Annotated in this window: 15 protein-coding genes; 6 read left to right on the top strand and 9 right to left on the bottom strand. The window is 69.0% G+C overall.

What is annotated here, in order from left to right; genetic code table 11:
• Positions 1-57: 57 nt before the first annotated feature.
• Both ACGFY5_RS40355 and ACGFY5_RS40350 read left to right on the top strand, forming a co-directional pair.
• Positions 58-1,698: a fumarate hydratase gene (locus ACGFY5_RS40355; protein WP_392729423.1), complete on the top strand. Its 1,641-nt coding sequence runs from the start codon at positions 58-60 to the stop codon at positions 1,696-1,698.
• 121 nt (positions 1,699-1,819) lie between these two features.
• The gene (locus ACGFY5_RS40350; RefSeq protein WP_392729421.1) at positions 1,820-2,821 is read left to right on the top strand and encodes a winged helix DNA-binding domain-containing protein; all 1,002 of its coding nucleotides are present in this window, start codon (positions 1,820-1,822) and stop codon (positions 2,819-2,821) included.
• Here ACGFY5_RS40350 and ACGFY5_RS40345 read toward each other — a convergent pair.
• Together ACGFY5_RS40345 and ACGFY5_RS40340 are read right to left on the bottom strand one after the other, a co-directional pair.
• On the bottom strand, positions 2,818-3,489 hold the full coding sequence (locus ACGFY5_RS40345) for a Uma2 family endonuclease (RefSeq protein WP_392729419.1): 672 nt from the start codon (positions 3,487-3,489) through the stop codon (positions 2,818-2,820). The genes ACGFY5_RS40350 and ACGFY5_RS40345 overlap by 4 nt on opposite strands.
• 48 nt (positions 3,490-3,537) lie before the next feature.
• Entirely contained in the window at positions 3,538-4,104 is a 567-nt protein-coding gene (locus ACGFY5_RS40340; RefSeq protein ID WP_392729417.1) for a Uma2 family endonuclease, read from the bottom strand.
• Positions 4,105-4,231: 127 nt separating this feature from the next.
• Between ACGFY5_RS40340 and ACGFY5_RS40335 the strand changes: the two genes are divergently transcribed.
• Entirely contained in the window at positions 4,232-5,632 is a 1,401-nt protein-coding gene (locus tag ACGFY5_RS40335; protein ID WP_392729415.1) for a class II fumarate hydratase, read from the top strand.
• A 90-nt stretch (positions 5,633-5,722) separates the two neighbouring features.
• Here ACGFY5_RS40335 and ACGFY5_RS40330 read toward each other — a convergent pair whose 3' ends face one another.
• From ACGFY5_RS40330 to ACGFY5_RS40310, 5 genes are all read right to left on the bottom strand, one after another.
• Positions 5,723-6,880 (bottom strand): hypothetical protein, encoded by a 1,158-nt coding sequence (locus ACGFY5_RS40330; protein WP_392729412.1) that lies wholly within the window; start codon positions 6,878-6,880, stop codon positions 5,723-5,725.
• A gap of 412 nt (positions 6,881-7,292) precedes the next feature.
• Positions 7,293-8,051, bottom strand: a complete 759-nt coding sequence (gene fabG / locus ACGFY5_RS40325; RefSeq protein WP_392729410.1) for a 3-oxoacyl-ACP reductase FabG — start codon at positions 8,049-8,051, stop codon at positions 7,293-7,295.
• 132 nt (positions 8,052-8,183) lie between these two features.
• Positions 8,184-9,605, bottom strand: coding sequence for a PhoH family protein (locus ACGFY5_RS40320; RefSeq protein WP_392729409.1), 1,422 nt, complete (start codon positions 9,603-9,605; stop codon positions 8,184-8,186).
• A gap of 255 nt (positions 9,606-9,860) precedes the next feature.
• On the bottom strand, positions 9,861-10,628 hold the full coding sequence (locus tag ACGFY5_RS40315) for an isoprenyl transferase (RefSeq protein WP_392729408.1): 768 nt from the start codon (positions 10,626-10,628) through the stop codon (positions 9,861-9,863).
• 75 nt (positions 10,629-10,703) lie between these two features.
• The gene (locus ACGFY5_RS40310; protein ID WP_392729407.1) at positions 10,704-12,542 is read right to left on the bottom strand and encodes a phosphoenolpyruvate carboxykinase (GTP); all 1,839 of its coding nucleotides are present in this window, start codon (positions 12,540-12,542) and stop codon (positions 10,704-10,706) included.
• 414 nt (positions 12,543-12,956) lie between these two features.
• Here ACGFY5_RS40310 and ACGFY5_RS40305 point away from each other — a divergent pair, with 414 nt between their 5' ends.
• A complete protein-coding gene (locus ACGFY5_RS40305) occupies positions 12,957-13,577 on the top strand; it encodes a hemolysin III family protein (RefSeq protein WP_392730037.1) in 621 nt (206 codons plus the stop codon).
• A gap of 110 nt (positions 13,578-13,687) precedes the next feature.
• On the opposite strand, the gene ACGFY5_RS40300 is transcribed toward ACGFY5_RS40305, so the two are convergent.
• On the bottom strand, positions 13,688-14,314 hold the full coding sequence (locus ACGFY5_RS40300; protein ID WP_392729405.1) for a hypothetical protein: 627 nt from the start codon (positions 14,312-14,314) through the stop codon (positions 13,688-13,690).
• Positions 14,315-14,444: 130 nt separating this feature from the next.
• On the opposite strand from ACGFY5_RS40300, the gene ACGFY5_RS40295 reads away from it, so the two are divergent.
• Together ACGFY5_RS40295 and ACGFY5_RS40290 are read left to right on the top strand one after the other, a co-directional pair.
• A complete protein-coding gene (locus tag ACGFY5_RS40295) occupies positions 14,445-15,194 on the top strand; it encodes a TetR/AcrR family transcriptional regulator (RefSeq protein ID WP_392729403.1) in 750 nt (249 codons plus the stop codon).
• Positions 15,191-15,643 carry a DUF6069 family protein gene (locus ACGFY5_RS40290; protein ID WP_392729402.1) on the top strand — a complete coding sequence of 151 codons (453 nt, stop codon included), beginning with the start codon at positions 15,191-15,193 and terminating at the stop codon, positions 15,641-15,643. The genes ACGFY5_RS40295 and ACGFY5_RS40290 overlap by 4 nt, the downstream gene beginning before the upstream one ends.
• Positions 15,644-15,656: 13 nt before the next feature.
• On the opposite strand, the gene ACGFY5_RS40285 is transcribed toward ACGFY5_RS40290, so the two are convergent.
• On the bottom strand, positions 15,657-18,023 hold the full coding sequence (locus ACGFY5_RS40285) for a hypothetical protein (protein ID WP_392729400.1): 2,367 nt from the start codon (positions 18,021-18,023) through the stop codon (positions 15,657-15,659).
• Between the last annotated feature and the right edge of the window lie 64 nt (positions 18,024-18,087).

Here is an 18,087-nt window from a genome sequence, read left to right as displayed (position 1 = left end):
GGAGAACCTCGAACAATTAATCTGGCGGCAACTCCCCAACGCCGTGAGGTCTCATCGATGCCTGACTTCCGCTACTCGGACCTGCTCCCGCTCGGGCCGGACGACACGCAGTACCGGCTGCTGACATCCGAGGGGGTGGAGGCTCGCGACGGGTTCCTGCACGTGGCGCCAGCCGCGCTCACCACGCTGACCAGGGCCGCGATGCGCGACATCGCGCACCTGCTGCGCCCGGCGCACCTGCAACAGCTGCGCAACATCCTGGACGACCCGGAGGCCTCGGGTAACGACCGGTTCGTGGCGCTCGACCTGCTGAAGAACGCCAACATCTCGGCCGGTGGCGTCCTGCCGATGTGCCAGGACACCGGTACCGCGATCGTCATGGGCAAGAAAGGTGAGCGGGTCCTCACCGGCGGTGGCCAGATCGACGGCGAGGCGATCAGCCGGGGCGTCTACGACGCCTACACTTCGCTCAATCTCCGGTATTCGCAGTTGGCGCCCTTGACGATGTGGGACGAGAAGAACACCGGCTCGAACCTCCCGGCGCAGGTGGAGCTGTACGCCGACGGCAAGCCGAACGAGTACAAGTTCCTGTTCATGGCCAAGGGCGGCGGCTCGGCGAACAAGAGTTTCCTGTACCAGGAGACCAAGGCCGTACTGAACCCCACGCGGATGATGCAGTTCCTGGAGGAGAAGCTCCGGTCGCTGGGTACCGCCGCGTGCCCGCCCTACCACCTGGCCATCGTGGTGGGCGGCACGAGCGCGGAGTACGCGCTGAAGACCGCGAAGTACGCGAGTGCCAAGTACCTGGATTCGTTGCCGACCTCCGGAACCATGGCCGCGCACGGCTTCCGGGACATCGAGCTGGAGTGGCAGGTGCTGGAGCTGACCCGTCGATTCGGGATCGGCGCCCAGTTCGGCGGCAAGTACTTCTGCCACGACGTCCGGGTCGTGCGGCTCCCCCGCCACGGCGCTTCGTGCCCGGTCGCGATCGCGGTGTCCTGTTCGGCCGACCGTCAGGCGCTGGGCAAGATCACCGCGGAAGGCGTCTTCCTGGAGCAGTTGGAGACGGATCCGGCGCAGTACCTGCCGGAGACGACGCACGAGGACCTCGACTCCGACGTCGTGCAGATCGACCTCAACCGGCCGATGTCCTCGATTCGGGAAGAGCTGTCGCGGTATCCGGTGAAGACGCGGCTGTCGCTGACCGGGCCGCTGGTCGTCGCCCGCGACATCGCGCACGCGAAGATCGCCGAGCGGTTGGACGCCGGGGAGCCCATGCCGCAGTACCTGCGTGACCACGCGGTCTACTACGCCGGTCCGGCGAAGACGCCCGACGGGTACGCGTCCGGATCGTTCGGGCCGACGACAGCGGGGCGGATGGACTCCTACGTGGAGAAGTTCCAGGCGGCCGGTGGGTCGCTGGTGATGCTCGCGAAGGGCAACCGGTCGAAGCAGGTCACCGACGCGTGCCACGCGCACGGCGGGTTCTATCTGGGCTCGATCGGAGGCCCGGCCGCGCGGCTGGCGCAGGACTGCATCACGCACGTCGAGGTGCTGGAGTACCAGGAGCTGGGGATGGAGGCGGTGTGGAAGATCGAGGTTCGCGATTTTCCCGCGTTCATCGTGGTCGACGACAAGGGCGAAGACTTCTTCGCCGACACCACCAAACCAGTCCTGACGATCAGCCCCCGCCCTTGACGGTGCTCCACCCACGGACGCGGGCCGCCGCGAAGCGGTCCCGTTCGGGCGCGCCGGGGCGCGTCGGAATGGGACCGCTTCCGGCGGCCGGCCGTGGCGCAGCGGCGCTGCGGGGTGACCGGTGATTTCGGCGCAGGTTTCGGCCGCGCGGGCGGCGTCGCAGTTGCTGGCGGTGGAGCGGGCTGCGAGCGCGGCCGAGGTCGTGGAACGGTTGGGGGCGCTGCAGGCGCAGGATCTGTCGGCGACTGCGCTCGCGGTGCGGGCGCGGTCGTCCGGGCTGGTCGCGTCCGAACTCGGGCTCGAGTCTTCCGCGTACGTGCGGACGTGGTTGATGCGCGGAACGCTCCATCTGGTGGCAGCGGAAGACGCCGGCTGGATGCTGAGCCTCCTCGGCCCGCTCAACCGAGCACGCGGCGCACGCCGCCGCGCCCAGCTGGGTCTCGACGACGCACTGTGCGCCCGCGCGGTAGCGGCGCTGCCAGAGGTACTGGCGGACGGACCGCTCGACCGCACGGAGGTGGTCACCCGGCTAGCGTCCCTCGGCGTGCCGATCGGCCCAGGCCAGGCCGCGCCACACCTCCTCGCCTACGCGGCGTCGCTGGGCGTTCTGGCGCTGGGCCCCGAGATCGCCCGCGGACAGGCGACCTACCGCCTGCTCGACCCCGCAACGCCGTCCTCGGCCGATGCCGTCACGGAGCTGGCGCGCCGATACCTCGTAGGCCATCAGCCAGCTGGGTGGGCGGACTTCGCCGCCTGGTCGGGTCTCGGTCTCCGCCAGGCCAGAGCGGCGTTCGCCGCGCTCGACGAGCCGACCCTCGCGCCGCGCGGCTCGGCGGAACCAACGGTGCGACTGGTGGGCCACTTCGACCCGTACCTCCTGGGTTACGCCGACAAGTCGGCCAGCGTGCCGGCGGAGCACGTGAGCCGGGTCCGCACCGGCGGCGGCTTCGTCACCCCCACCGTCCTGGTCGACGGCCGAGCCACAGCCACCTGGCGCCGCGCCGGCTCGGCACTAACCGTCGAGCCGTTCCACCCGCTTCCCGGTGCCGTCCTCGCCGCTGTCGAGCACGAGGTATCCGACATCTCCCGCTTCCTCGACAGCCCGCTGACTCTGACGATCTAAGCGTCAGGATCCACGAACTCAGCGAGGTCGACCGCGAACAGGAAGGGCTCGGTCACGTCGATCCGCGGCCCGCGGGAGACCTCGACGTAAGCCCCGTCGTCCAATCGGTGAACGACCGCGATCAGCTCGGGCTCGAGCTCGATGCGCCAGTAGTAAGGGACCTTGGCATCGGCGTAGACGAGCGGCTTGAGTGTCCGGTCGATCCTGCCACTCGTCGGCGAGACGACTTCGATCGCCACGACGATGTCGTCCGCAGTGTGGATGCGACGCCCTTTCAGGCTCCGCGCGCGCAGGACCGCAACGTCCGGAATGCGGGTCGTCCGATCGCCCAACTGAACATCGATACCTTGGTTGACCGTGTATCCGCTCGAACGTGCTCCGTAGAGGCGCATCCCGAACGCCATCGCGAAGAATTGGTGCTTGTCTTGTGGGGCAGGAGACACCGTCAGGACTCCGTCGGTCAGCTCGATGCGGTAATGGGTTTCCGGCATCGCGAGCAGATCGGCAACGGTGAAGCCGCCAGCGGGCACCTCGAAGTCGTCGCGGAAGGGCGACGGGGCGCTCTCCTGCGGCTCATCGGGCGTCCACACGGCTGCATCGTCCCACGGAATCGGTCGACGACGTCCGCGTTGCTTACGCGTGCCTTGGTCCAGCGCGTTCATGCTCATCGGGTCAGTCCTCCCTGTGATCGGGTGGTCATGCTCGGTCGCCGGCGGTCACCATTCGCGCCTCGCCCACTGGGGGCGGAGCTCCTCCAGGTCCACTCGGAAGGTGAACGGCTCCGCGACTTCGATGCGGCAGCCGCGGGATACCTCGGCGTACCGGCCGTCTCGAAGCGCATGGACCACGGCGACGAACTGGTCGTCGTCGGTTTCGATGCGCCAGTAGTGCTCGATGCCGAACTCGGCGTAGAGCGCCGGACGGGTGATGCGCTCCTCGACGTGATGGCCCGGCGATTCGACCTCGACCGCCAGCAGCACATTGCTCGGCGAAAACCAGCGCCGATCCGGCTCCCGCGACCGCAGCACGAGCACGTCAGGGATACGCGTCAGCGAGGCGGCCAGCCGAATCTCGGTGCCCCATGTCGCGCTCATCATTCCGGTTGCCGCCTCGCTGAGTCGCAGACAGAGCGAGCCGGCGATGTATTGGTGCAGACGGGTGGGCGCCGGACTGATCGTCAGCGCTCCGTCGGTGAGCTCGGCGCGTACCTGCCCTTCCGGTAAGGCGTCCAAGTCGTCCAGCGTGAAGCCACCCTCGGGCATCACCGGCATGAAGGGGCTCATTCACGACCTCCGCAACGGTTGGCAACGCTCATTGGCACGAGCCTCCCAGTTGTTCCATTGCGGACGCAAGCGAAGTTCACAACGGCCCGCTGCGGCGGACGACGACGAGACGGCGTAGGTATGAGGTATGAGCGAGAGCGAATACCGGATCGAGCACGACACGATGGGCGAGGTCAAGGTGCCCGCCGCGGCGAAGTGGCGCGCCCAGACCCAGCGCGCGGTGGAGAACTTCCCGATCTCGGGAACCCCGATCGAGCCGGCGCTGATCGCCGCGCTCGGCCGCATCAAAGCGTCCGCTGCCCGCGTCAACGCCCAGCTGGGCGTGATCGACACCGACCTCGCCGAGGCGATCGCCGCTGCGGCCGAGGAGGTGGCCACCGGCGTGCACGATGCCGAGTTCCCGGTCGACGTGTTCCAGACCGGCTCCGGCACGTCGAGCAACATGAACACCAACGAGGTCATCGCCACGCTCGCCACCGAGCGGCTCGGCAAGCCGGTCCACCCGAACGACCACGTCAACGCGTCCCAGTCGTCGAACGACGTGTTCCCGTCGTCGATCCACCTGGCGGCCACGGGGGCGGTCTCCGACGACCTGATTCCGGCCCTCGAGCACCTCGCGGCGTCACTGCGCCGCAAGCAGGACGAGTTCAAAGACGTCGTGAAATCCGGCCGTACGCACCTGATGGACGCCACACCGGTCACGCTCGGGCAGGAGTTCGGCGGCTACGCGACGCAGATCGAGCTGGGCGTCGAGCGGTTGCACGCGGCGCTGCCCCGGCTGGCCGAGCTGCCGCTGGGCGGCACCGCAGTGGGTACCGGCATCAACACCCCGCCGGGGTTCGCCGCCCAGGTGATCGCCGATCTCGCGACTCGCACGGGCCTGCCGGTCACCGAAGCCCGCGACCACTTCGAGGCGCAGGGCGCCCGCGACGGCCTGGTCGAGGCGTCCGGCCAGCTGCGCACGATCGCGGTCGGCCTGGTGAAGATCGCCAACGATCTGCGGTGGATGGGCTCGGGCCCCCGCGCGGGCCTCGGCGAGATCGCGCTGCCCGACCTGCAGCCGGGGTCGTCGATCATGCCCGGCAAGGTGAACCCGGTCATCCCGGAGGCGGTCGCGCAGGTGGCGGCCCAGGTCATCGGCAACGACGCCGCAGTGACGTTCGCCGGCGCGTCGGGGTCGTTCGAGCTCAACGTCATGCTGCCGCTGTTGGCCCGCAACGTGCTCGAGTCGATGCGTCTGCTCGCGAACGTCTCGCGGTTGCTGGCCGACCGGTGCATCGACGGGATCGTGGCGAACGTCGACCGGTGCCGTGAGTACGCCGAGTCGTCACCGTCGATCGTGACGCCGCTCAACAAGTACATCGGCTACGAGGAGGCGGCAGCCATCGCGAAGCAGGCGCTCAAGGAGCGCAAGACGATCCGCGAGGTCGTGGTCGAGCGTGGTCACGTCGAGAACGGCAAGCTCACCGAGCAGCAGCTCGATGCCGCGCTGGACGTCCTCTCGATGACCCGCCCGACCGGCAGCTGAGCGCCGCCCGTCCGAGCGGCTCGGCTGCCCTCGGCCGGAGACGACTCGGGCCCGCCTCGTTCGTGCGAGGCGGGCCCGAAGCCGAACGACTCAGTACCAGCCGTTGGCCTGCGAGTGCGACCACGCACCGCACGGCGTGCTGTACCGACCCTTGATGTAACCCAGGCCCCAGCGGATCTGCGTCGCCGGGTTCGTCAGGTAGTCACTGGCGACCGACGCCATCTTGCTGGCGGGCAGCGCCTGCGGAATGCCGTACGCACCCGACGACGGGTTCTTGGCGGTCTCCCGCCACGTGCTCTCCTTGTCCCACAGCTTCTCCAGGCAGCTCATCTGGCTGGTGGCGAAGCCGAACTCACTCAACAGCGAGCAACCGGTCTTCTTGTTGCCGCTGTAGGAGCCGCAGTCCGCGGGGCCCTCGGGCACCGGGTCGCCGCTGTTTCCGCCCGACTTCGTCGAGGACGACGAGGACGACGAGGACGACGTGTCGGCGGCGGGTGCCGCAGCCTTGCGCGCCTCGCTGCGCGAGGACCGCTGGTCCTCGGCGTGCTCGGCCTGCTTGGCCGCCGTCTTCTGCGCTGCCGTCGCCTTGTCCGCGGCGCGCGACTTCGCGGCGGACACCGCGTCGTCCTGCTTCTGCTGCGCCTGGTCCTGGGCGGCCTGCGCCGCTGCGGCGTCGGCGGAGGCGTCCACCGGAGCGTCCGCGACCGGCGCGTCGGCCTGCAGGTCTTCCTTGACCTGGACGGTGTCCGGGTCGGTGTCGTGCAGCACCGTCACCGCGACGCCGATCGCCGCGGAGAAGACGAGTACCAGTACCGCGGCCACGCGCAGCACCAGGTGCTTACGGGGTAACGACCGCTTGTGCGTCGCGGGGGCCTCGATCGCGAAGTCCGGGTTCTCTTCAGCGGGGCGACGCTGTTCCGGAATTCGCGGTTCGGAGTGCCCGTACGCGGGCGGCACCGGCGCGGTGACGTTCGAATATGCGTTGTCTATCGGGACACCGGCGGCCGCGCGTAACGCGTCCGCGTCCCAGGCGCTGCCTTCGCCGCGCGTCTGTCCCCACCAGTCGACGGGAGTCGCGTCGGTGGGCGCCTCGTACGAGCCGAGGTCTTCGAAGGATTCCGCTCGCCGCCGACGAGGCTGCCAGTCAGCGGGGCGTTCGTACACGTACTGCTCGACGTCGGCGGTGTCGCTGGAATGCCGACGCCGTCTGGGTAACTCGGGAGACTCTCGGTCGTCGACGTAAGTCATCGGCGCCGACCCGTCTCCCGCGCGCCGTCCCAGTCGACGGCGTCAGATCCGGCCCTCCCGGCACCGGCCAGAAGGGAGAAACCTGGCGCTGTCGTCAGGGTGGAACCCGGCAGCGCTGTAATCATGAGCACCTCTCGCGTCAGGTCGCGCCTCGGGCACCATCTGCCCGAGAACTCGTCCGTCGCCCCTTGCACACGTCGACCGAACGTACCTGACCGATTCGCGCACTCCCCGTCACTGCAGCCATCGCTATACGTCTCTTACTGCTGCGTTAACAGTCCGTGGCTGAACGCGGCCGAATTACCCTACTAACGAGCTATTTGAGGAACCGAAGCACGGCAATCAGTGACCTGGCTCACGCAAAACAGGGGTCCTCCGCCGAACGGAGGACCCCTGTAGCGGGACGAAAAGGTCAGGCGCGCGGGCCGCCCGCAACGTAGATGACCTGACCCGAGACGAACGAAGCATCGTCACTGACCAGGAACGACACGACGCCGGCAATGTCCTCCGGCTGGCCCGGACGACCGACCGGGATCTGCGACGCCGCCGCCTTGATGAAGTCGTCGAACGGCACCCCGACACGCTCCGCGGTGGCCGCGGTCATGTCGGTCTGGATGAAGCCGGGCGCGATCGCATTCGCGGTGACCCCGTAGCGACCGAGTTCGATCGCGAGCGTCTTCGTGAAGCCCTGAAGGCCGGCCTTCGCGGTGGAGTAGTTGGCCTGGCCACGGTTACCCAGCGCAGAGGTCGAGGACAGGTTGACGACCCGACCCCACTTGGCCTCGACCTGGAACTTCTGCACGGCCCGGGACATCAGGAACGCACCGCGCAGGTGCACGCCCATGACCGCGTCCCAGTCGCTGTCGGACATCTTGAAGATCAGGTTGTCGCGGAGGATGCCCGCGTTGTTCACCAGCACCGTGGGCGCGCCCAGGCCGTCGACGACCTGCTGGATGCCCGCCGCCACGGCGTCGGAATCGCTGACGTCCGCACCCACCGCGATGGCCTTGCCGCCGGCGGTCGTGATCGTGTCGACGGTGTTCTTGCAGGCGTCCGCGTCGAGGTCGACGACGCCGACCGCGAAGCCGTCGCGGCCCAGTCGGACCGCGGTAGCGGCACCGATCCCTCGCGCCGCACCCGTCACGATCGCTACCCGCTGCTCTGCGCTCACGCTGCCTCCTATAACAGTCACGTCTGACCGTCACCCTACCGACGCGTCGGTCACTTACCGCCGTGACAACGGCCACGAACAAGAAATCGGGGCCCCGGCACCAGCCGAAACCCCGATCCCCAAAAAACCAACTCAGTGCGGCAGATCCTCGAGCATCTCGGTGACCAGAGCCGCGATCGGCGACCGCTCCGATCGCGTCAGCGTCACGTGCGCGAACAACGGATGCCCCTTCAACGTCTCGACGACAGCCGCGACCCCGTCGTGCCGTCCCACCCGCAGGTTGTCGCGCTGCGCGACGTCGTGCGTCAACACAACCCGGGAGTTCGCACCCACCCGGGAGAGCACGGTCAACAGCACACCGCGCTCCAACGACTGCGCCTCGTCGACGATCACGAACGCGTCGTGCAGCGAGCGGCCGCGGATGTGGGTCAGCGGCAGCACCTCGAGCAGCCCGCGCTCCAGCACCTCTTCCACGACCGCGTCGCTCACCAGCGCGCCGAGCGTGTCGAAGACAGCCTGCCCCCAGGGGCTCATCTTCTCGGCCTCGCTACCCGGCAGGTAACCCAGTTCCTGGCCACCCACGGCGTAGAGCGGACGGAACACCACGACCTTCTTGTGGGCGCGCCGCTCCATCACCTGCTCCAGACCCGCGCAGAGCGCCAGCGCCGACTTACCGGTACCGGCCCGGCCACCGAGCGAGACGATGCCGACCTCGTCGTCGAGCAGCAGGTCGAGCGCGACGCGCTGCTCGGCCGACCGGCCGTGCAGCCCGAACGCGTCCCGGTCACCGCGGACGAGACGGACGGTCTTGTCCGGGCGGACGCGAGCCAGCGCCGACCCGCGGCCGGAGTGCAGCACCAGGCCGGTATGGCACGGCAGGCCCTGCGCAGCGGCGACGTCGATCGTCTCCTCACCGTAGAGACGCGCCATGTCCTCGTCGCTGATGTCGATGTCGACCATGCCGGTCCAGGGCCGCTCGGCCACCGACACCATCTCGGCGCGGTACTCGTCGGCGTTCAGGCCGACCGCACCGGCCTTGACCCGCAGCGGCACGTCCTTGGTCACCAGAACGACGTCGGCGCCCTCGGCGGCCAGGTTCAGCGCGACCGCGAGGATCCGGGCGTCGTTGGTCTCGGTGCGGAAGCCGATCGGCACGTTCTCCGTCGACACGTGGTTGAGCTCGATGCGCAGGAAACCGCCGGCCTCGTTCACCGGCACCGGCACGTCCAGCCGACCGTGACGAACCCGCAGGTCGTCGAGCATGCGCAGCGTCTGCCGGGCGAACCAGCCCAACTCCGGGTGGTGCCGCTTGCCCTCGAGCTCGGTGATGACGACGAGCGGAAGAACTACCTCGTGCTCAGCGAACCGCCCGAGCGCGCCCGGGTCGGAGAGGAGAACGGAGGTGTCGAGGACGTAGACCGTCTTGGCTGGGTGGCCCTCCGTACGCGGCGCCCGCTCCCGGGTGCGCTGGGTCTCCGAACCGGACGGTGCCTCCACGGGCGCGACGACCTCGTCAGGTACGAAGTCGTTTTCTGGGGTACGACGATCGGGCATGAGGTGCTCCTGATCCCGTGGGCGCGCACCCATGCGCCCACTGGCTCGCCGGGTCCGGTACCCGCCCCACGGGGCCGGGTGCCGGCCCCGCGACGAAGACAACCGATCGAGGTTTCAACGCCTGGGCCTCCCGGGTGGGATCGAGAACCCCACCGACACCAAAGCTACGCCGTCTCCGCGGATTCCGGGTTCGTATCGCCCAGATCCGCAGTACCAGTGTGTGAACATCACGTAACCGGACAGGACCAATAGTGGTCACACCCCGAAGCGACGATTCCGCCTCGCGTAGTCCCGCAGCGCCCGCAGGAAGTCCGTCCGACGGAAGTCGGGCCAGTGCGCGTCGCAGAAGTAGAATTCCGAGTGCGCGCTCTGCCAGAGCAGGAACCCGGACAGCCGCTGCTCCCCCGACGTGCGAATGACCAGGTCGGGATCCGGCTGCCCCTTGGTGTAGAGGTGCTCGGCGATGTGATCGACGTCGATCACCTCGGCCAGTTCCTCGATGCGGGTGCCGAGGCCGGCGTGCTCGTGCAGCAGCGACCGCACCGCGTCGGCGATCTCGCGCCGCCCGCCGTAGCCGACAGCGATGTTCACCGACATGCCGGTCTTGCCGTGGGTGCGCTCGGCGGCGTCCTTCAGCACCCGGGCCGTGTCGGACGGCAACAGGTCCAACGCACCGACCATCCGCAGCTGCCAGGGCTGGTCGTCGGACGCCAGATCGGTGGCGACGCCCTCGATGATGCGGAGCAGCGGTGCGAGCTCGCTCTCCGGCCGGGTCAGGTTGTCGGTGGAGAGAAGCCAGAGCGTCACGACTTCGACGCCCTGATCAGCGCACCAGCCGAGGACGTTCTCGATCTTCCGGGCACCGACGTGGTGCCCTTCGTTCGGATCGTCGAACCCGGCCTCACGTGCCCAGCGCCGATTGCCGTCGAGGATCACCCCGACGTGCCGAGGGCGCGGTTTTCCGGTCAGCTCGCGGACCAGCCGCCGCTCGTAAAGGGAGTAGATGACATCCCGAACAGCCACGCGGGAAGGGTACGCCTCAGAACTGATCACGTGGAACGGCCCGGTCGGCCGAGACCGACCGGGCCACACCTTTAACTACTGCACGCCCAGCTTCGTCTTCAGCACGTCGAGCTCGGACCAGAGAACACCCGGCAACTTGTCGCCGAACTTCTCGAACCACTCGGTGACCTGCGGGATCTCGGCCTTCCACTCCTCGGCATCGACGGCGAGGGCGGCCGCGACCTGCTCTTCGGTCAGCGAAAGGCCCGCGACGTCCAACGATCCCGGCGCCGGCACGTGTCCGATCGGAGTGTCGACCGCGTCGGCAGTGCCCTGGATCCGCTCCACGACCCACTTCAGCACCCGGCTGTTCTCGCCGAAGCCCGGCCAGAGGAAGCCACCGTCGGCGTCGCGCCGGAACCAGTTCACATAGAAGATGCGAGGCAGCTTGGATGCGTCGCCGGTCGGGCCGCCCTTGCCCATCTCGATCCAGTGGCGGAAGTAGTCGCCGCCGTTGTAACCGATGAACGGCAACATCGCCATCGGGTCGCGACGCACGACGCCGACCGCGCCGGCCGCCGCTGCCGTGGTCTCCGACGAGAGCGTCGCGCCGAGGTACACCCCGTGGTTCCAGTCCCGCGCCTCGCTCACGAGCGGGATCGTCGTCTTGCGGCGACCGCCGAACAGGATCGCCGAGATCGGCACGCCGTTCGGGTCCTCCCACTCCGGCGCGATGATCGGGCACTGCCCGGCCGGCGTGCAGAACCGGGAGTTCGGGTGCGACGAGGGCTCGTCCGACGCCGGCGTCCAGTCGCGACCCTTCCAGTCGGTCAGGTGCGCCGGCGGCTCCTCCGTCATGCCCTCCCACCAGATGTCACCGTCGTCGGTGAGCGCCACGTTGGTGAAGAGCGAGTTGCCGATGTCGATCGTCCGCATCGCGTTGGCATTGGTGTGCCAGCCGGTACCCGGCGCGACGCCGAAGAAGCCGAATTCGGGGTTGAGCGCGTAGAGACGGCCGTCCTCACCGAAGCGCATCCAGGCGATGTCGTCGCCGAGCGTTTCGACCTTCCAGCCCGGGATCGTGGGCTCGAGCATCGCGAGGTTCGTCTTGCCGCACGCCGACGGGAACGCGGCGGCGATGTACTTCACGTCGCCCTGCGGGTCGGTGAGCTTGAGGATCAGCATGTGCTCGGCGAGCCAGCCCTCGTCGCGCGCCATGACGCTGGCGATCCGCAGCGAGAAGCACTTCTTGCCGAGCAGCGAGTTGCCGCCGTACCCGGAGCCGTAGCTCCAGATCTTGCGCTCCTCGGGGAACTGCACGATGTACTTCTCGGGGTTGCACGGCCAGGCCACGTCCTCCTGGCCGGGCTCGAGCGGCGCGCCGATCGAGTGCAGCGCCGGCACGAACGTCGCGTCGTTCCCCATCCGCTCCAGGACCGAGGCGCCCATCCGCGTCATGATCCGCATGCTGGCGACGACGTACGCGGAGTCGGTGATCTCGACGCCGAACATCGGGTCGGCCGCGGTGAGCGGGCCCATGCAGAACGGGATGACGTACATGGTCCGGCCGCGCATGGACCCGCGGTACAGCCCGGTCATGATCGTCTTCATCTCGGCCGGGTCCATCCAGTTGTTGGTGGGGCCGGCGTCGTTCGGGTCCACCGAACAGATGAATGTGCGCTCTTCGACTCGCGCGACGTCCGAAGGGTCGGTGCGAGCCCAGAACGAGTTCGGTTTCTTCTTCGGATCGAGGCGGACGAGAGTGCCGCCTTCGACCAACTCATCGGTCAGGCGGACCCATTCTTCCTCGGACCCGTCGACCCAGACGACACGATCGGGAGTGGTGAGCTCAGCGGTTTCACGTACCCAGGTGAGCAGTTCCTCGTGAGAGGTCGGGGCATCGGCCAGGCCGGGAATCGCGGTGGGGGCTGACATCGGATCACTCCTCGGGTGGGCGTTATTCGATGACCCCGGAAACGCGAATAGACCGCTCGGCGGCGGGTTCGGTCGGGGGTTTTCAACTACCCTAGACCCGACCGAGAGGAGTAACGGGCGTCCGCATTGTGAGAACTGGCATAGGGACCGATTCAGTCATGCAAGCCGTTGAGCAGTCCGTTCACCGCTGTGATGCCGAGGTTTCATCAGTCTTGACGCATGCACAGCGTGCGCTCACGCCAACCAAACCTACGGTGGCGTAACCTTGGGTTCGTGCCTAGCGACGACCTGACGACCGAGAGTCTCAAAACGGACAATCTCGCGGCCGCCGGCGTGACGATCGCGGACGTCGCGGACGAGACCGCCGACGGCTCGCCGATCCTGCTGAGCCGTGACCCCCTGGGCCGGCCACGAATGCGTGGCTGGCTGCACGTGTACGCCGTCGGCGTCGCCGCCGTCTGCGGAATCGTGCTGTGCAGCATCGCCGCCGCCCGACCCGGCTGGTCCTACTTCTACGGATGCCTGGTGTACAGCCTCACCGTGTGCGGCTTGTTCGGCACCAGCGCGCTCTACCACCGGCGTATCTGGGGCCCACGCGGCTACACCACGATGAAGCGACTCGACCACTCGATGATCTTCGTCTTCATCGCGGGCACCTATACGCCCTTCTGTCTCTTCCTGCTCGAACCCCCGAAAGCCGACTGGCTCCTGGCCGTCGTCTGGATCGGCGCGGGGGCGGGCGTCGCTTTGAAAATGGTGTGGCCGAAGGCGCCGAAGTGGTTGGGAACCCCGCTGTACATCGCGCTCGGCTGGATCGCGGTGCTGGTACTGCCCGAGATCGGGCACGCCAGCGTCACCGCATTGGTACTGCTCGCGGTAGGCGGCGTGATCTATTCGGTCGGCGCGGTGTTCTACGCGGTCAGCTGGCCGAATCCCTGGCCGCGGACGTTCGGCCACCACGAGTTCTTCCACGCCTGCACGCTGGTGGCAGCCATTTGCCACCACATCGCGATCTACTTCGCGGTGTTCGCCTGAAATCTGTCTAGATTGAACAGAAGGCCGACCCTCTCCGCAGGGTCGGCCTTCTGTTTACTACCTTTATCGACGCTAAGCGCGGCCACACCGTGGGTGGGGTGACTTATCCCTCAACGGATGACTTCGGGATCGTCCGTGTCGGAGCTGGCCGGTTTGGCCGCCTCGTCCGAGGCGCCGGCGTCCGGGCCGGCCGCGCGAACCCGGTCGACCTCGCTCATCGCTGAGCGGAGCTGGTCGAGCCAGTTGTCGGCGTTGCGGCCGACGAGCCGTACGCACCACGAGAGCGCGTCCGACCGCGAGCGCGCCACCCCGGCGTCGACGAGCGTGTCGAGCACCTGCCGCTCGGGCTGCCGCAGCCGCGTCATCACCGGCGCGGAGTGGGTGGTGAACAGCTCGCGCGTTCCGCCTGCGACCGCACCCCAGGAGACCTTGCGGCCGTAGCGGTGCTCGCCCTCGCGGGCGACCCGGATGCGCGCGTCGCGCGTCTCCTCGCGGAAGCGGGCGATCAGGCCGGCTTCGTGGCCGGCTTTGTCCGCGTCCGACGCTTCGGACGCGTGCTGGGTCGGCAGGGTGCCGATGACCAGGATCTCGTCGCGGTCGACCTGGACCTCGGGCGCGCCGGTGAACCAGTCCGTCGGGAGTCGTCCCGCGAACCAGGCGGGCGCGTCCTCGGCCGGGGGGAGGTCGGCCTGCTGCCAGCCGCCCGATCGCCCGAATCCTCTTCCTTGTCCGCGCATCTCCGCCTCCTTCTCGCGCTGCTTTGAATAAGCGTTGCACTGATTACAGCATTACACGATCACGTCGTGACTGCCAGGGAGCGCGAAATGACGCTTGAATGAGTGAGGCCTCACTCATATGATGCTCCACATGACATCTCCTCCCAGCCGGCGCCGAGCGTCGGCACTCAGTCCCGAACAGCGCCGCGAGACGATCGTCCGCGCGGCCCTACCCCTGGTCGCCGAACGCGGTGCCGCCGTGACCACCGCCGAGGTGGCCCGGGCCGCCGGTATCGCGGAAGGCACGATCTTCCGCGTGTTTCCCGACAAGAACGCGCTGCTCGACGCGGTCGTGGTCGAGGTTCTGCGCCCCGATCACGTGCTCGCCGAGCTCGAGTCGATCGACCTCGACCAGTCACTGGCCGCGCGCCTCACCGAAGCCGGCGAAGCCCTGGCCGCCCACCTGTCCCGCATGGGCGCCGTCCTGGGCACCCTCCACACCACCGGCCGCCCCCTGGACCGCCGCCCACCCCCCACCGCCGGGGACGCCGCCGACGCTGCGCCGGCCACGGGCGCCGCGGAGGCGGCAGAGGTTGCGGGGCCGGCTGGGTATTTTCAGCGGGCGGACAGTGCTCGGGCTGCGGCGGCGCGGCGGGCGCCCACGGAGGGGCCGAGCATCGGGCGGGACGAGAGTCAGGTGGCTACGGCTGCGGCGCTCAGTGAGTTGTTCGAGCCGGAGCGAGAACACTTGCGGGTACCGCCGGAGCAGGCGGCAGGCATCTTCCTCAGCCTGCTGTTCGCGCGCGGACGCCAACCCCGCCCGGCCGCCGACCTGGAGACCACCGTCGACGTCTTCCTGTACGGCGCCCTGGACGTCCCGGCCCCCGGAGCCCGGTCATGAGCCGGGCCGGAACCCGGTCCCTCGCGGTGGCGGGTGCAACCGCCGCCGCGGTGGCCGGGTGGGTGGTGATCGGCCCGATCGCCGGCGCCGATCTCGTCGTCGTCGGCAACAACGGCCGCACGCTCACGGTGGGCGTCGGCGCCGTCATCTTCCTCAGCGTGCTGGCGGGCCTAGCCGCCTGGGCACTCCTCGCATTACTCGAGCGAGTCACGACCCGCGCACGGGTGATCTGGCTTGCAGCAGCCGCCGTAGTGCTGCTACTGAGCTTCGCCCCACTCACCGGCTCCGACGCGACCACGGAAACCCGCGTCGGCCTGGCCGCGCTGCACGTGGTCGTCGCCGCCGTACTAATCCCCGTGATGTGGCGGTCCAGCACCGACAACTCGTCGGGCCTACGACGAGCCCCCGGGCCTACGACGGCCGGACGTAAGCCCGGCAAGGCGTCGTAGGCCCGATTACTCGTCAGCCGATGCGTACTGCCACGGAGAGCGGCGTCTGCTCCGAGCCCTGACCGAGCGGATTGTCACCGAAGAGGTTCTCGAAGAACTCCTCCGGCCGGTCCGCGTCACTGCCCAGCACGTTGCGCCCGATGTCGTTCGCGTCGATCACGACGACCCCGGCCAACGTCTGCGCCAGCTGCGACAACCCGGCCTCGCCGAGCGTCGCCGCGATCGTCGACTTCAACTTCGATGCCACGCGATCGGGATGCGCCGGCGCCAACTTCGCGGACACGTTCGCCGGGTACACCGAATACTCCGTCGGGCCGTCGATGGCCCGCACGGAGTGGCCCGCCACCTGGTAGAACAGCCCGCGCTTGCCGACCGCCTTACCCGCGGCGCTGACTCCGGCCGCGAACAGGATGCGCGGCAGGCCGGCTTCCCGGATCGCGAGCTCCATCGTCCACGGGCTACCGAGCCCGATGCCGTACGGCGTCTTCACGACGAACTTCGCCAGCGTCCGCGCCCACCACGACGGCTCGATGTCCCAGATGAAGTACGACCGGCCCTGCGAGATCGCAATGATCTTCTCGCTGACCAGCAGGTACCACGGACCGTTGAACGCGGTCAGGTACGAGCCGTCGGCACGCACGTGCTCGATGAACTCGCTGACGTACCCGGTGATCCGCCGGGTGTAGTCGTCGCCCGACGTGAACAGCTCGGTGCGGATCGGGAAGCGCAGCCAGCGCTCCTTGCCGACGGTGATCTCCAACTGCTTGTTGGCGTTGGCCTCGAGCGGGCCCTTGATCCGGACCGGCTCCTTCTCCTCGGGCTTCGGATCGAGGAACTCCTGCGCCCACATCTCGACGCACCAGATCCGCCAGAACAGCTCGGCGTCGTGGTTGCGGCCCTTGATGAAGTCCTCGAACGCGACCAGCACGTTCTGCTGGTGGAACCAGGGCCGATTGACGAACGACTCGGCCAGGAACGTGCCGTAGATCCGGTTCTTCAGACGCAGCAGCCAGTCACGCACCGGCGCCGAGTTCCGGACGTCGCCGGGTGCACCCGCCGGAAGCGCGGACCGCAGCGACGCGCCGCCCTGACCCGCGTCGGCGACCGGGTTGGCGAACGGCGTGTCGATGCGGATGCCGAGCCGGGCGGCGTTGCGGTCGGCGGTGCGCCGGGCCTCGGCCAGACGCGCGGACGCCTTCACCGCCGGACGCGGAGCGGGTGCGCCGTCGGCGGGCGCCGCGGATCGGGCCTGCGCGAGCGTCGACGCCAACAGCGTGGTGGGCGTGACCTCCTTGCGCGGCTTCTTGCCGGTGGTCTCGATCGTCAGGCCGTAGGCAGCGATCGCGCCCACCGGGTCGAGCAGCGAGTCGGCGCCACCCTCGCGGGCAGTCTTGGCGACCGCGTACTGCACGTACTCGCCGAGGTCGGCGACCGGCTCCCCCTGCACGCGGAGGAACTCGGCCAGGTCCGACGCGAGCGTGTCGGCGTTCACCCGGACGGAGTGGACGGTCGCGCCGAGCGAAGCGGACACCGCGCCCACGTACATGTCTTCGGTGGTGTCCATCGGCGCGAAGCTGGCCGAGAAGTACGCCGACGGCGGGACGCCCGGCGTCGTCTTCGCGGTCGCGGCGAGCGCGGCGCCGGGAAGGCCGAGGCCGAGGCGAACGGCGGGCTGGTGGCTCGCCACGAGCGCGTTGCGGGCGGCGGCCAGGCCGTCGATCGGCGGGGCCACCGCGTCGATCGAGCGGGTGACCGCACCACTGCTGTCGACGACCAGCGCCTGGCCGGCGGGGAGCCGCCGGATGCCGGCGAAGAACGTCGCCTCGCCGTCCTCGCCGCCGCCGGTGAGGACGAATTCCACGACCCGCTCGGTGTCGGGCGCCGACGAGACCAACCCGGCCTCGACGAGTGCGGCCGGCTCGGACGCGAACGCCAGCCCGTCGACACCTGCGGCAGCGGGCGCGTAGTAGAGCGGAGCACCGGCCGCGACCAGCACCAGTGCTTCCCGGCGCGGGTCGAGCAGCGCGGCGGTCCACGGCGTCGGCAGCGTGGCCAGCAGCTCCACTCCCCCGGACGCGTACCGGTCGGCCACGGCAGCCGGGTCGACACCCGCGGCCACGACGACAGTGCCGTCGTGGTCGGTGTGCCCCGCCGCCACGTTCCGGGCGGAACGAACGACGAGCCCGATCCGGCCGCCCTCGGCCCGGTTCTCAGCGGCGCCGCGGTGCGCCAGCGCGGCGCCCAACGCGACGAGCGCGTTCTGCCCAGCGGCCTGACCGGCTGCTCCGTAATACCCCGCGATGCCGCCCGGCTGGTAGTCGACGGCCGGGGTGCCCGCCTGGGACGTTGTCGCGCCGCCGTCCGTCTCCGTCACACCCATGAAAGCCGCCCACTCCTGTCTTCGCCGAGTCCGCACGATCGTAGCGAGCCGGTACGACCGACTC

The sequence above is a fragment of the Cryptosporangium sp. NPDC048952 genome (assembly GCF_043197895.1).
Lineage (GTDB): Bacteria > Actinomycetota > Actinomycetes > Mycobacteriales > Cryptosporangiaceae > Cryptosporangium.
Note: the sequence above shows the minus strand (reverse complement) of the source record. Positions and strands in the feature narration are given on the sequence as shown.

What these genes read in the sequence shown, in the direction of transcription:
- ACGFY5_RS40320 (WP_392729409.1), bottom strand. Translation starts at nt 9,605, where the DNA reads ATGCCCGATCGTCGTACCCCAGAAAACGACTTCGTACCTGACGAGGTC.
- ACGFY5_RS40340 (WP_392729417.1), bottom strand. Translation starts at nt 4,104, where the DNA reads ATGAGCCCCTTCATGCCGGTGATGCCCGAGGGTGGCTTCACGCTGGAC.
- ACGFY5_RS40290 (WP_392729402.1), top strand. Translation starts at nt 15,191, where the DNA reads ATGAGCCGGGCCGGAACCCGGTCCCTCGCGGTGGCGGGTGCAACCGCC.
- ACGFY5_RS40345 (WP_392729419.1), bottom strand. Translation starts at nt 3,489, where the DNA reads ATGAGCATGAACGCGCTGGACCAAGGCACGCGTAAGCAACGCGGACGT.
- ACGFY5_RS40285 (WP_392729400.1), bottom strand. Translation starts at nt 18,023, where the DNA reads ATGGGTGTGACGGAGACGGACGGCGGCGCGACAACGTCCCAGGCGGGC.
- ACGFY5_RS40295 (WP_392729403.1), top strand. Translation starts at nt 14,445, where the DNA reads ATGACATCTCCTCCCAGCCGGCGCCGAGCGTCGGCACTCAGTCCCGAA.
- ACGFY5_RS40305 (WP_392730037.1), top strand. Translation starts at nt 12,957, where the DNA reads ATGCGTGGCTGGCTGCACGTGTACGCCGTCGGCGTCGCCGCCGTCTGC.
- ACGFY5_RS40330 (WP_392729412.1), bottom strand. Translation starts at nt 6,880, where the DNA reads ATGACTTACGTCGACGACCGAGAGTCTCCCGAGTTACCCAGACGGCGT.
- ACGFY5_RS40310 (WP_392729407.1), bottom strand. Translation starts at nt 12,542, where the DNA reads ATGTCAGCCCCCACCGCGATTCCCGGCCTGGCCGATGCCCCGACCTCT.
- ACGFY5_RS40335 (WP_392729415.1), top strand. Translation starts at nt 4,232, where the DNA reads ATGAGCGAGAGCGAATACCGGATCGAGCACGACACGATGGGCGAGGTC.
- ACGFY5_RS40355 (WP_392729423.1), top strand. Translation starts at nt 58, where the DNA reads ATGCCTGACTTCCGCTACTCGGACCTGCTCCCGCTCGGGCCGGACGAC.
- ACGFY5_RS40300 (WP_392729405.1), bottom strand. Translation starts at nt 14,314, where the DNA reads ATGCGCGGACAAGGAAGAGGATTCGGGCGATCGGGCGGCTGGCAGCAG.